Source organism: Nonomuraea sp. NPDC049637 (genome assembly GCF_040675235.1).
Classification (GTDB): Bacteria; Actinomycetota; Actinomycetes; order Streptosporangiales; family Streptosporangiaceae; genus Nonomuraea.
The window spans coordinates 1-12,452 of sequence record NZ_JBFAOM010000059.1; the positions used below are offsets into that span (position 1 = coordinate 1).

Below are 12,452 nucleotides of genomic sequence, written 5' to 3' on the forward strand. Positions count from 1 at the left end.
GTCGCCGCGTCGGCCGGCACGGCGGGCAGCGCCGGCCGCCCGTCGCGCAGCAGCAACGTCAGCGGACGGGCGGGCACCTGCTCCCCCGCCTCGCCCGCCGGCACGTGGACGCTCCCGTCGGCGTGCCGCGCGGCGTGCCGGGGACGCCCCCAGGGCAGGCCGTCGGCCTCGTCCTGCGCACTCGCGCGCGTGAACAGGCCGCCGTCGGCGTCGACGACGAGGTCCCCAGGCTGCCACTGCTCGCCATCAAGCGGAATGTGCGCATTCGTCATGCCTGAACGCTACGCCCTGGTTGCGACAAATCTCGGTGGCGTGCGGACGCACGAGCTGGGCATCTGTCAGGACATGGCGCAGGCGCAGGATTGGGGCAGGCCGCGGGTGGCGGTGTCGAGCTGTCTGCTCGGCGAGCCGGTACGGCACAACGGCGGGCACAGCCGCGCCCGTTTCCTGACGCAGGAGCTGGCGCCGTTCGTGGACTGGGTGCCGATCTGCCCCGAGATGGAGATCGGCCTCGGCGCGCCCCGCGAGACGCTGCGCCTGGAGCGCTCGCCCGCCGGTCCCCGCCTGATGACCCGGCAGAGCCGCCGCGACCTCACCTCCGCCATGGACGAGCTGGCCGCCGAACGTTCCCCGAGCCTGGCGGCCGACGGTTACGTGTTCAAGGCCAAGAGCCCGAGCTGCGGCATCCACGGCATCCCGCTCTACGCCGGTGACCACGCGGTGACCCGCGACAACCGGGGCCTGTTCGCCGGCGCGGTGATCGAGGGCCACCCGCTGCTGCCCGTCGAGGACGAGGGGCGGCTCAACGACGCCGTCCTGCGGGAGGCGTTCGTCGAGCGCATCTTCGCCCACGCGCGGCTGCGGGAGCTGCTGGAGAGCGACTGGCGGCCGCGCGACCTGGTCGCCTTCCAGGCCCGGCACAAGATGCAGCTGCTGGCCCACTCGACCGAGGGCTACCGCGAGACCGGCCGCCTGGTCGCCGCCGCGGGCGTCCGGCCGCGGGAGGAGCTGGCCGAGGAGTACGGCACGGCGTTCCGGCGGGCGATGGCGGTCAAGGCGTCGATCGGGCGCAACGTCAACGTGCTGCAGCACTGCCTCGGCATGCTCGGCGACGAGCTCGACCCGGTGCGCCGGGCCGACCTGGTCGAGGTCATCGGCTCGTACGCGGCGCACCGGGTGGCGCTGAGCGTCCCGCTGACGTTGCTGCGCCACCACGCCCGCGGCGAGGCGGCCACCTACGTCCAGGACCAGACGTACTTCTCCCCCTACCCGGAGGAGCTGGGCCTGCGGAACCACGTGGTGTGACCCCGCCGCGCCGGCGGACCGGCGCGGCGGGGAGGCGACTAGGTGGGGGTGGGCTCGGTCGGCAGCGGGCCGTCCGGCTCGGGGGCGGCGGACGCGCGCGGCGGCACATGGTGCACCCGCGCCGAGCCGATGTCGAAGTACAGCCCCACCAGCGTCAGCCGCCCGGCTCTGACCTGCTCGTCGACCTTGCGGTAGGTCCGCAGGTTCTCCAGCTGCTGCTGGATGTTGAGCCGGCACAGCGCGTCGAGGGCGGCGTCCTCGGCGGAGGGGTCGTGGCCGCCCTCGCCGAGCCGGTCGAGGCTGGCACGGCCGTGCCGCAGCCAGCGGCTGAGCTGCGGCAGGCCCTCGGTGGTCGCCGGGCCCTTCAGCAGCGCCGCCATCGCGCCGCAGCCGGAGTGGCCGCAGACGGTGATGGTGTGCACGCTCAGCACGCCGGTGGCGTACTCGATGGCGGCGGCCACCGAGTCGTCGTGCGGCTCGGAGCCGGCGCACGGCACCAGGTTGCCGATGTTGCGGACCGTGAACAGGTCGCCGGGTCCGCTGGAGGTGATCAGGCTGGGCACGATCCGCGAGTCGGCGCAGGTGATGAACAGGTGCGAGGGACGCTGCTGGGTGGCGAGCTGGGTGAAGATGGGCCGCAGCAGCGGGGCCGTGCGCTTGTGGAACTCGTCCGCGCCCTGGGCCAGGCGGCACTCGATCGCCGCCGTGGCCGACAGCGGGCGGCCGCGGTGGGTCCACGGCAGCCACCAGCGGCCGGGCGCCTTCGGCGGGCTCTTGGCCGGGAACATGCGGCCGCCGCTGGCCGCCATCGTGTACCACTCGTCGTGCAGCTCGTCGATGGTGACGGTGCCGCCCAGCCGCTCGTGGTCCAGCCGCCAGGAGTGGATCGCGTCGAAGGCGGCGTTGTCCATGAAGTCGATGTTCAGGTCGAGGTCGACGGCGACGCCCGGCGGGATGGCGCGCAGCTCCTGGGTCAGCCGGGGCACGCCCAGGAAGGTGAGCGAGCCGGAGACCGTCGCGTGCATGACCCCGCCGGGTTCCTGCCGTTTGTCCACGGTGACCCGGGTCAGCCGCCGCAGCGCCAGCAGCGCGGCCAGCGCCAGCCCGGCCAGGACGCCCTCGGCCAGCCCGACCAGGATCACGCCGGACATGGTCATGACGTAGACGGGCACCTCGTTGTGGCCGTGGACCTTCCTGAGGTGGCCGAGGCTGATGGTCTTGATGCCGATGAAGACCAGCAGCGCGGCCAGCGCCTCCATCGGGATCAGCTTGATCGTCCAGCCCAGGCAGAGGGCGAACAGCAGCACCCAGACGCCGTGCAGGGTCGCCGACCAGCGGGTGCGGGCGCCCGCCTGGATGTTGGTCGTGCTGCGCACGATCACGCCGGCGACCGGGAGCCCGCCGAGCACGCCGCTCACCATGTTGGCCACGCCCTGGCCGGTCAGCTCGCGGTCGAGGTCGGAGCGGGGGCCGGTGTGCATGCTGTCGGTGGCCACGCAGCACAGCAGCGACTCCGCCCCGGCCACCAGCGCCACCAGCAGCACGCCCATGGCGATGTGCTGCCAGTCGCCGGCCGGCAGCACCGGGGGCGCCCACGCGGTGATCGCGCCGGACAGGTCGATGCGGGTGACGTTCCAGCCGAACACCGCGGCGGTGACGGCGGCGGCGAGCAGCGCGGCCAGCGGCGCGGGGATCGCCCGGACGTGCTTGGGCATCCGGCTCCAGGCCAGCAGGACCGTGATGGTGAGGATGCCGACCATGACCTTGTGGCCGTGCAGGTCCATGATCTGGCTGGGCAGCTCGGCCAGGTTGGCCCACGGCGACTGCTCGGGGCTGCCGCCGAGGACGACGTGCAGCTGGGCGAGCGCGATGATGATGCCGACGCCGGCCAGCATGCCGTGGACGACCGCGGGCGAGACCGCGAGGGCGGCCCGGGCCGCCTTGAACGCGCCGAGCAGCACCTGCAGGCCGCCGGCCAGGATCGTGATCAGGCAGGTGGCGCGCCAGCCGTAGGTCTGCACGAGACCGGCGATCACCACCGTCAGGCTCGCGGTCGGACCGCTGACCTGCACCACCGAGCCGCCCAGCCGCCCGGCGACGATGCCGCCGACCGCGGCGGCGACGAGCCCGGCGGCCAGCGGCGCGCCCGCGGCCAGGGCGACGCCGAGCGAGAGGGGCACCGCGACGAGGAACACCACCAGCGATGCCGGCACATCGTGTCTGAGAGTACGCATGACGCTACTCTCCGTAGTTATCTTCATGCGGCACACCTTAGTGCCAGATCAACCCCACGTCGGACGACGGTAAAACGCGCCGGACATGTCCCTGCTGTCCGGCGCGCCGCCCTGCCGCGTCGCCCTACCGCGCGGCGTCCTCGCAACTCACGGTGACCGTGGCCGCCACAAGGCGTTCCGTCCCGCGTTGTCCGCTAGGAGGAGGCGCTGGGGATCTTCAGGGGGTCGCGCGGGGCCTCGGCCTTGGCCTTGGCCATCTGCTCCCCCAGTTCCTGCAGCCGGTTGCGCCCCATGGACTCGCGCACCTGCGGGAACCACTCCTTCTCCTCCTCCTCGACGTGGTGGCGGACGTTCTCCATGAGCACCGTCATCTTGGCGTCGTAGCGCTCGTCGGCCGGGTCGAGGTCCTTCAGCTCCGACAACATCCAGACGACGACGTGGTGCTCCTCGACGCTCTCCAGGATGTGGTCGGTGGTGTCGGGGGTGCCGGAGCGGGCGGCCGGGTAGAAGATCTTCTCCTCGATGTAGGTGTGCGCGGTCAGCTCCTCGATGACCTGCGCGACGATCTTCTGCTTGGTCTTGTGGGCGTCCTTGCCCGCCTTCTCGAACTCCTTGAACAGCTTCTCCACGGTCTTGTGGTCCTCTTTGAGCAGCACGATCGCGTCCATGGACGGCCTCCCTGGGGTCGGGACGCCCGGCGGCGACGAGGGATGCCGGGCGTCGGGTCCGCCCCACGTACCCCGAGGTCAGGCGCTCACACCCGGCGTCCTCAGTGACGTTCCTGACGGGGCAGCACGACGTGGTTGACGATCACCTGGATGGCGGCGGCGACCGGGATGGCCAGCAGGGCGCCCACCACGCCGAGCAGGGCGCCGCCGATGAGGGCGGCCACGATGGTGGCGGCGGCCGGCACGTCCACGGACGACTTCATCACCTTGGGCGCGATCAGGTAGTTCTCGATCTGCTGGTAGACGACGAAGAAGATCAGGGTGGCGATGGCCACCGGGAGCGAGGCGAACAGCGCGACCAGCGTGGCGATGCCCGCGCCGATGAACGCGCCGATGAGCGGGATGAGGTCGGTGACCGCCACGATGATCGCCAGGGCCAGCGCGTACGGCACCCCCGCGATCGACAGGAAGACGAACGTGGTCACGCCCGCGATCAGCGAGATGATCAGGTTGCCGGCCACGTAGCCGCCGACCCGGTTGAGGATCTCGTCGCCGAGCAGGCGGGCCCGGTCCCTGCGGCTCCTCGGGATCAGCCGGTAGCCGGTGCGCGTGATGGAGCGCAGCGCGCCCAGGAAGTACAGGGTGAGGATGAGCACGGTCAGCGTGGAGAACACGGCGCTGACCACGATCGAGGCGATGCCGAGCAGCCCGCCGAACACCTGCCGGCCGAGGTCGCCGCTGGTCAGGTACGCCTGCAGCCGCTCCAGCAGCTGGTAGCGCTGGTCCAGGTCGCGGATCTGGGGGTTGTCCTGCAACTGCTGGATGTAGGTGGGCAACTGCTCGGCGAACTGTCCCGCCTGCTCCGACAGCGCCGGGATGATCGCCATGGCGAACCCGGCGAACAGCACGATCACCGCCGTGAACACCGCGGTGATCGCCGCCCAGCGCGGCAGGCCGTGCTCCTCCAGCCAGCGCACGGCGGGATCCAGGCCGACGGCCAGGAACAACGACACGACGATCAGCAGCAGCATCGAGGCGCTGGCGGTGAGCGCCTGGACCAGCAGCCAGGCGGTCAGCACGCCGAGCGCGGCGGTGAACCCGAAGACGAAGGGCGTGCTGCCGAACGGCCGTCCGGGCCTGCCGAAGGGCAGCGCCGTCGTCTCCGGCCGGGAGCCGGAGGCGTGGCCGTCGCGGGCGGCCGCGGACGCCGCGCCGGGTTCGCCCGGCAGGGCGGCGGAAGTGAACTGATCACCAGACATGGGGGCTCCTGAACCTGAGAAACCCCCTTCTCTGCCCGGCCGCAGCGCGGTCTACCGTCGCCGCCGCCCCTCGTGGTCCGGACGGGGCCGCCGCCTGGTGATCAAGCCGCTGACCTGCGCCGTTTCGCCGTACCCGGCTGGGGGTAGGCCGCTCATCCCGGGGCCGGCGGGCTCATCGGCCGGCCGGTGCCCCCGTCGCGGGGGCCGGGCAGGACACGAGCCAAGGAAGAACGGCATGGGGGAACCGCAGCAGGTGCAGGTCGAGATCCTCGACCAGGTCGCCATCGAGGACCTGATCGGGAAGGTGGAGGACGTCGCCAGGCAGCCGGGCGCGGCCGACCGGGTGGCCCGGTGGCGGGCCGAGCACGGCACCGAGCACGCCACGCCGAAGGCCCGCTCGTTCGTCGTCGTGGGCCCGACGTTGATGTTCCTGCACCCGTGCCCGGACGGCGTCGTCCTGCCGTTCGCCGCGTACCCGGACGGGACGGTGAAGGTCTACACCGACCCCGAGCATGCCGGTCTGAGCTTCTACCGAGAATCCGGCGGGTAGGCGGGCCGGCATGGCGCCCGGGCAAGGGGGTACATCGTGGTTGCGGTCACCCCCCGCAGGCGGCGCTCGCGCGAGCGGGCCCGCGCTGTGGCCTCGTCACCGGCCTCACACCACACGAAGGCACGAACATGAGGACATCACCACGGGGCCCGCGAGCGCTGCTGCTGCCCTTCCTGTCGGCCCTGTGCGTACTGGCGCTGCTGCCGGCCTGCAACCCGGGGCAGCGGGAGTCGCCCCTCCCGCAGGGCACCGGCCGCGAGGGGCTGGTCGACGGGCAGGTGGGGGCGATGCGGCTGTTGCACGTGCACATCCTGGCCCCGTCCATGGAACAGCAGAAGGCGGGCGACGACCTCGGCCTCTACCTGACGCTGGTCAACGAGAGCGACCAGCCCCAGAAGCTCGACGGCGTCAGCACCGTGCACGCCAGGAAGGTCGTCTACCGCGCGGGGCCGGCGGCGGCGCAGGAGGAGGTCAACGTGACCGTCCCGGCTCGCTCGACCGTCTCGCTGCAGGAGGGGCAGAGCCGTCCGCACCTGGAGATCCTCGACATCGACCGCCCGCTCGGGGCCACGCCGATCGACGTCACCTTCCGCCTGACCACCGGCACGACCACCCTGCGCATCCCGGTGCTGCCGCTGGAGCGGGGCTCCGGCACCCCCGTCCCGGGCCACAGCTGAGGCCCCCGGAAACGCGGACGGACGGCGGTCAGGAATCGAGAAGCGTCGTCCGGGGCGGCGGAACTAGCGTGACCGGCATGGACATCACCATCCACTCCAGCTACCTCCCCCACGACGACCCGGACGCCTCCCTCGCCTTCTACCGCGACGCCCTCGGCTTCGAGGTGCGCGGCGACGTCGGCTACGACGGGAAACGCTGGATCACGGTCGGCCCCGCCGGCCAGCCCGACACGTCGATCGTGCTGCAGCCCCCGGTCCCCGACGGCTGCGGCATCACCGAGGACGAGCGCCGCACCATCGTCGAGATGATGGCCAAGGGCACCTTCGCCGGCATCAACCTGTCGACCGACGACCTCGACGCCGTCTTCGACCGGCTGGCGGCGAACGGCGCGGAGATCGTCCAGGAGCCGGCCGAGCAGCCGTACGGGGTGCGCGACTGCGCCGTGCGGGACCCGGCGGGCAACCTGATCCGCATCAACCAGCGGCTCTGAGACGGCGAGGTCAGGGGCGGCCGGGGTCGAGGAACCGGCGCGCGCCGCGCAGCCTGGTCCGCAACAGCCGCTGGGTGGCGGCGCAGTCGAGGCGCACGTCGAGCGGGCCGGGCACGCCCGAGTCCGCGCGCCGGCCCGCCGGGAGCAGGTCCGGGTCGAGCCCGTCGCGGCGGGCGACGAGCAGGCCCAGCTCGTACCGGCTGACCGCGTCGGCCCCGGCGACGTGACGGACGCCCGGCGGGCCGGCGGCGGCCAGCTCCAGCAGGGCCGTGGCGAGGTCGGCGACGTGCACCGGGCAGCGCACGTCGTCGGTGAACAGCACGCCCTGCGTCGTGCCGGCGGCCAGGGCGACGTGCGCGGCCCCGGTGGCCGTGGTCGCCCAGTCGCGCTGCCGGAAGGCGGCGTTGACGACCGCCGCCGGCCGGACCGCGGCGACCAGCGCCTCGACGTCGGCGCGCCGGCGCACGTCGAGCGGCGCCCAGGCGACGCCGGCCGCCTCCCCCGGACGGGTGTGGCAGGTCGCGGTCACCTCGTGCCCGGCCGCCGCGCCCTGCCGGACGAGTTCGGCGCCCAGGAAGCCGCTGCCGCCGACGACGAGCAGCCTCACGCGGACGTGCCGCCGACGTAGGCCGCCAGGTGCTCCCCGGTCAGGGTGGAGCGGGCGGCGACGAGGTCGGCGGGGGTGCCCTCGAAGACGACCCGGCCGCCGTCGTGACCGGCTCCGGGGCCGAGGTCGACGATCCAGTCGGCGTGCGCCATGACCGCCTGGTGGTGCTCGATGACGATCACCGACTTGCCGCCGTCGACGAGCCGGTCGAGCAGGCCGAGCAGCTGCTCGACGTCGGCGAGGTGCAGGCCGGTGGTGGGCTCGTCGAGCACGTAGACGTCGCCGCTCTTCTCGGCCATCTGGGTGGCCAGCTTGAGCCGCTGCCGCTCGCCGCCGGACAGCGTGGTGAGGGGCTGGCCGAGGCTGAGGTAACCGAGCCCGACGTCGGCGAGCCGGCCGAGGATGGCGTGCGCGGCCGGGGTGCGCGCCTCGCCCGCGCCGAAGAACTCCTCGGCCTCGGTCACCGGCATCGCCAGCACCTCGCTGATGTTCCGGCCGCCCAGGCGGTACTCCAGCACCTCGGCCTGGAAGCGCCTGCCCTCGCACTCGTCGCACACGGTGGCGACGCCGGCCATCACGCCCAGGTCGGTGTAGAGGACGCCGGCGCCGTTGCAGTTGGGGCAGGCGCCCTCGGAGTTGGCGCTGAACAGGGCCGGCTTGACGCCGTTGGCCTTGGCGAACGCCTTGCGGATCGGGTCGAGCAGGCCGGTGTAGGTCGCCGGGTTGCTCCGCCGCGAGCCGCGGATCGGGCTCTGGTCGATCGACACCACGCCCGCGCCGGCCGGTATGGAGCCGTGCACGAGCGAGCTCTTGCCGGAGCCGGCCACGCCGGTGACGACGACCAGCACCCCGAGCGGGATGTCGACGTCGACGTCGCGCAGGTTGTGCTTGTTGGCCCCGCGGATCTCCAGGGCGCCGGTGGGCTTGCGCACCTCGTCCTTCAGGCGGGCCCGGTCGTCGAGGTGGCGGCCGGTGACGGTGCCGCTGGCCCGCAGCCCCTCGACGGTGCCCTCGAAGCAGACGGTGCCGCCCTCCGTGCCGGCGCCGGGGCCGAGGTCGACGACGTGGTCGGCGATGGCGATGGCCTCCGGCTTGTGCTCGACGACGAGCACGGTGTTGCCCTTGTCGCGCAGCCTGACCAGCAGGCCGTTCATCCGCTGGATGTCGTGGGGGTGCAGGCCGATGGTGGGCTCGTCGAAGACGTAGGTGGTGTCGGTGAGGGAGGAGCCGAGGTGGCGGATCATCTTGACGCGCTGCGCCTCGCCGCCCGACAGCGTGCCGGCCGGCCGGTCGAGGGACAGGTAGCCGAGCCCGATCTCGACGAAGGAGTCGAGCGTACGGCCCAGGGTGGCCAGCAGCGGCGCCACGGACGGCTGGTCGAGGCCGCGGATCCACTCGGCCAGGTCGGTGATCTGCATCCGGCACGCGTCGGCGATGCTGACGCCGTCGATCTTCGAGGACCGGGCCTCCGGGCTGAGCCGGGTGCCGTCGCACTCGGGGCAGGTGGTGAAGGTGACCGCCCGTTCGACGAAGGCGCGGATGTGCGGCTGCATGCCCTCCTTGTCCTTCGACAGGAACGACTTCTGGATCTTCGGGATCAGGCCCTCGTAGGTGAGGTTGACGCCCTCGACCTTGACCTTGGTCGGCTCCCGGTAGAGGAAGTCCCGCATCTCCTGCTCGGTGAAGTCGCGGATCGGCTTGTGGGGGTCGAGCAGGCCCGACTCGGCGTAGACGCGCACGGTCCAGAAGCTGTCGGACTTCCAGCCGGGGATGGTGAAGGCGCCGTCGGCCAGCGACTTGGAGTCGTCGTAGAGCTGGGTGAGGTCGATGTCGGAGACCGTGCCGCGGCCCTCGCAGCGGGGGCACATGCCGCCCAGGCGGGTGAAGCTCTGCCGGACCGTCTTGCTGGAGCCGCGCTCGACGGTGATCGCGCCGCTGGCGCGGACGGAGGGCACGTTGAAGGAGTAGGCGTTGGGCGAGCCGATGTGCGGCCGGCCGAGCCGGCTGAACAGGATGCGCAGCATGGCGTTGGCGTCGGTGGCGGTGCCGACGGTGGAGCGGGGGTCGGCGCCCATCCGCTGCTGGTCGACGATGATCGCGGTGGTCAGCCCCTCCAGGACGTCGACCTCGGGCCGGGCCAGCGTCGGCATGAACCCCTGGACGAACGTGCTGTAGGTCTCGTTGATCAGCCGCTGCGACTCGGCGGCGATGGTGGCGAACACCAGCGAGCTCTTGCCCGAGCCGGACACGCCGGTGAACACCGTCAGCCGGCGCTTGGGGATCTCGACGCTGATGTCCTTGAGGTTGTTCTCGCGCGCGCCGTGGACGCGGATCAGATCGTGGCTGTCGGCGATCTGCCGCTCGGGCGGCGTGTGCGTGCTCATCGTCTCTCCATCTTCTCGCGCGGGCCCCCGTAGGCGTCGCCGGGCCGGATCCGGCCGGCCACGAGGGTAGGCCTCACGTTAACGCGGGTCGCGGGGTGGGTGCTTCTCCGATCCTGACCGGACGGGCGCCAGCCCCCGCGCCAGCACGTCGAACGCCAGGTCGAGCGCCGCGACGTGGTCGGGCAGCACGTCGGCGGCCCGTTCCCCGGCCAGCTGCCGGGCCGCGGTGGCCAGGAAGGCCGCGCGGAAGGCGCCGACGAGCAGCGCCGCGGTCAGCCGGCCGGGCAGCTCCTCGCCGGACTCGTCGATCAGCGCCGCGAGCACGGCCTCCAGCTCGTCGGCGATCTCCCTGGCGCGCGCCCGCAGCGCCGCGGAGCCGGCCACCACCCGGAAGAAGTGCACGAACCGGTCGTCGACCCCGCCGAGCGGATGGCCCTCGCGCGCGTGCCGGACGAGCATGTCCCGCAGCGCGGACAACACCGGCTCGCCCGCCCGGCGGCCCCGGACGGTGTCGGTGACCAGCTCGACCAGCTCGGGGACGCGGTCGAAGAAGATGTCCTCCTTGCGGGGGAAGTAGTTGAACACCGTCACCTTGGAGACGTCCGCCGCCTCGGCGATCTCGCCGATGGTCACCTCGTCGAAGCCGCGTTCGTAGAACAACATCGAGCCGTGGTCGGAGATGCGCCTGCGGGTCTCGGCCTTCTTGCGTTCGCGCAGCGATGGAGTCTCTTTCACGAGAAAAGTGTATCGCACTTAAAATTTAGTCGGGTATAGTTTTCGCCATGGACTACGACGTGATCATCTCTGGTGGCGGCCCCGTGGGCCTGATGCTCGCCTGCGAGCTGCGGCTGCACGACGTGCGCGTGGCGGTGCTGGAGCGGCTGACCGACATCGACCAGACGGTCAAGGCCGGCTCGGTCAACACGCCCACCGCCGAGGCCTTCTACCGGCGCGGGCTGCTCCCGGTGCTGGAGGAGGCCCAGGCCGAGACCATGAAGGCGTTCCAGGCGTTCATGGCCCAGCGGGGCGGCGCGGCGCCGGCCGGGCAGCCCAAGATGTCCGCCTTCGCCGGGCATTTCGCCGGACTGTGGCTGCTGACCGACCTGGTGGACGAGAGCGACCCCGACTTCGCCGACCGCGGGCCGGCCGCCCGCCTGAGCGGCATCCGGCAGCAGGACATCGAGCGCGTGCTCGGCGAACGGGCCGCCGAGCTCGGCGCGGACGTGCTGCGCGGCGTGGAGCTGACCGGCTTCGAGCCCTCCGCCGACGGGGTCGTGGTGCGGGCGGGCGAACGGGAGTTCCGCTGCGGCTGGCTGGTGGGCTGCGACGGCGGCCGCAGCACCGTGCGCCGCCTGGCCGGCTTCGACTTCCCCGGCACGCCCCCGCAGATCACCGGCCACCAGGCCGTCGTGACGATGGAGGGCGACGAGGGGCTCGGCACCGGCTGGACGCACACCGCCACCGGCACCTACGCCAACGGGCCGACCCCCGGCCGCATCCTGACCGTCGAGTTCGACGGGCCGCCGGAGGACCGCACCACGCCGGTCACCGCCGAGGAGCTGCAGGCCAGCCTGCGGGCCGTCTCCGGCGTGGACGTCACCGTCACCGGCGTCAAGACGGCCACCCGCTTCACCGACAACGCCCGCCAGGCCACCACCTACCGGCTCGGCCGGGTCCTGCTGGCCGGCGACGCGGCGCACGTCCACTCGCCCTTCGGCGGTCAGGGGCTCAACCTGGGCATCGGCGACGCCGTCAACCTCGGCTGGAAGCTCGCCGCCGTCGTCCGGGGCCGCTCGCCCGAGGCGCTGCTGGACACCTACACCGCCGAGCGCCACCCCATCGGCGCGTGGGTGCTCGACTGGACCCGCGCCCAGGTGCAGCTCATGCGGCCCGAGGCCGGCTCCCGGGCGCTGCGGGCCGTCGTGTCCGACCTGATCGGCACCACCGCGGGCACCACGTACTTCGTCAAGCGGCTCTCCGGCGTCTGGCACCGCTACGAGCTGCCCGGCGGCCACCCGCTGGTCGGCCGGAGCGTCCCCGACCTGGAGCTGGCCGACGGCACCCGGGTCGGCGACCACCTGCACGAGGGGCGCGGGCTGCTGCTGGACCTCGGGGCCGGCCTGGCGGCCGACCCGCGGGTGCCGGTGCTGGCGGCCAAGCCGGTGGACGTCCGCGACTTCGGCGGCCTGCTGGTCCGGCCGGACGGCGTCGTCGCCTGGGCGGGCGACGCGCCGGACGCCGCACTGGAGGAGGCTCTGGCCGCCTGGTTCTGACGGC

Annotated in this window: 12 protein-coding genes; 5 read left to right on the plus strand and 7 right to left on the minus strand. The window is 72.7% G+C overall.

Features of this window, described 5'->3' with window-relative positions:
* On the minus strand, positions 1-272 hold a 272-nt coding region (locus tag AB0J71_RS44170), incomplete at its 3' end, for a hypothetical protein (protein WP_364420178.1).
* Between the two features lie 73 nt (positions 273-345).
* Between AB0J71_RS44170 and AB0J71_RS44175 the strand changes: the two genes are divergently transcribed.
* Entirely contained in the window at positions 346-1,305 is a 960-nt protein-coding gene (locus AB0J71_RS44175; protein ID WP_352330386.1) for a DUF523 and DUF1722 domain-containing protein, read from the plus strand.
* A gap of 38 nt (positions 1,306-1,343) precedes the next feature.
* On the opposite strand, the gene AB0J71_RS44180 is transcribed toward AB0J71_RS44175, so the two are convergent.
* From AB0J71_RS44180 to AB0J71_RS44190, 3 genes are all read right to left on the minus strand, one after another.
* Entirely contained in the window at positions 1,344-3,539 is a 2,196-nt protein-coding gene (locus AB0J71_RS44180) for a SulP family inorganic anion transporter (protein ID WP_352329599.1), read from the minus strand.
* 194 nt (positions 3,540-3,733) lie between these two features.
* Positions 3,734-4,207: a hemerythrin domain-containing protein gene (locus tag AB0J71_RS44185; protein WP_352329598.1), complete on the minus strand. Its 474-nt coding sequence runs from the start codon at positions 4,205-4,207 to the stop codon at positions 3,734-3,736.
* A gap of 101 nt (positions 4,208-4,308) precedes the next feature.
* On the minus strand, positions 4,309-5,466 hold the full coding sequence (locus tag AB0J71_RS44190; RefSeq protein WP_352329596.1) for an AI-2E family transporter: 1,158 nt from the start codon (positions 5,464-5,466) through the stop codon (positions 4,309-4,311).
* Positions 5,467-5,701: 235 nt separating this feature from the next.
* On the opposite strand from AB0J71_RS44190, the gene AB0J71_RS44195 reads away from it, so the two are divergent.
* The 3 genes from AB0J71_RS44195 to AB0J71_RS44205 all read left to right on the plus strand — a co-directional run bounded on the left by AB0J71_RS44195 (position 5,702) and on the right by AB0J71_RS44205 (position 7,184).
* On the plus strand, positions 5,702-6,016 hold the full coding sequence (locus AB0J71_RS44195) for a hypothetical protein (protein WP_352329595.1): 315 nt from the start codon (positions 5,702-5,704) through the stop codon (positions 6,014-6,016).
* Positions 6,017-6,144: 128 nt separating this feature from the next.
* On the plus strand, positions 6,145-6,693 hold the full coding sequence (locus tag AB0J71_RS44200) for a copper chaperone PCu(A)C (RefSeq protein ID WP_352329593.1): 549 nt from the start codon (positions 6,145-6,147) through the stop codon (positions 6,691-6,693).
* Positions 6,694-6,770: 77 nt separating this feature from the next.
* Complete coding sequence (locus AB0J71_RS44205; protein ID WP_352329591.1) at positions 6,771-7,184, plus strand: VOC family protein; 414 nt, start codon at positions 6,771-6,773, stop codon at positions 7,182-7,184.
* A gap of 10 nt (positions 7,185-7,194) precedes the next feature.
* Here the strand turns inward: AB0J71_RS44205 and AB0J71_RS44210 are convergent, their stop codons facing one another.
* From AB0J71_RS44210 to AB0J71_RS44220, 3 genes are all read right to left on the minus strand, one after another.
* Complete coding sequence (locus AB0J71_RS44210) at positions 7,195-7,791, minus strand: sugar nucleotide-binding protein (protein WP_364420180.1); 597 nt, start codon at positions 7,789-7,791, stop codon at positions 7,195-7,197.
* On the minus strand, positions 7,788-10,175 hold the full coding sequence (locus AB0J71_RS44215; RefSeq protein ID WP_364420182.1) for an excinuclease ABC subunit UvrA: 2,388 nt from the start codon (positions 10,173-10,175) through the stop codon (positions 7,788-7,790). Before AB0J71_RS44215 ends, AB0J71_RS44210 begins: the two co-directional genes overlap by 4 nt.
* Before the next feature lie 78 nt (positions 10,176-10,253).
* A complete protein-coding gene (locus tag AB0J71_RS44220) occupies positions 10,254-10,910 on the minus strand; it encodes a TetR family transcriptional regulator (RefSeq protein WP_364420184.1) in 657 nt (218 codons plus the stop codon).
* A 47-nt stretch (positions 10,911-10,957) separates the two neighbouring features.
* Between AB0J71_RS44220 and AB0J71_RS44225 the strand changes: the two genes are divergently transcribed.
* Entirely contained in the window at positions 10,958-12,448 is a 1,491-nt protein-coding gene (locus tag AB0J71_RS44225) for an FAD-dependent oxidoreductase (RefSeq protein ID WP_364391767.1), read from the plus strand.
* The last annotated feature ends 4 nt before the right edge of the window (positions 12,449-12,452 follow it).

Bases quoted from the DNA above. Each gene is read 5' to 3' on its own strand.
- AB0J71_RS44215 (WP_364420182.1), bottom strand. From the start codon at position 10,175: ATGAGCACGCACACGCCGCCCGAGCGGCAGATCGCCGACAGCCACGAT.
- AB0J71_RS44190 (WP_352329596.1), bottom strand. From the start codon at position 5,466: ATGTCTGGTGATCAGTTCACTTCCGCCGCCCTGCCGGGCGAACCCGGC.
- AB0J71_RS44175 (WP_352330386.1), top strand. From the start codon at position 346: ATGGCGCAGGCGCAGGATTGGGGCAGGCCGCGGGTGGCGGTGTCGAGC.
- AB0J71_RS44225 (WP_364391767.1), top strand. From the start codon at position 10,958: ATGGACTACGACGTGATCATCTCTGGTGGCGGCCCCGTGGGCCTGATG.
- AB0J71_RS44205 (WP_352329591.1), top strand. From the start codon at position 6,771: ATGGACATCACCATCCACTCCAGCTACCTCCCCCACGACGACCCGGAC.
- AB0J71_RS44195 (WP_352329595.1), top strand. From the start codon at position 5,702: ATGGGGGAACCGCAGCAGGTGCAGGTCGAGATCCTCGACCAGGTCGCC.
- AB0J71_RS44185 (WP_352329598.1), bottom strand. From the start codon at position 4,207: ATGGACGCGATCGTGCTGCTCAAAGAGGACCACAAGACCGTGGAGAAG.
- AB0J71_RS44180 (WP_352329599.1), bottom strand. From the start codon at position 3,539: ATGCGTACTCTCAGACACGATGTGCCGGCATCGCTGGTGGTGTTCCTC.
- AB0J71_RS44200 (WP_352329593.1), top strand. From the start codon at position 6,145: ATGAGGACATCACCACGGGGCCCGCGAGCGCTGCTGCTGCCCTTCCTG.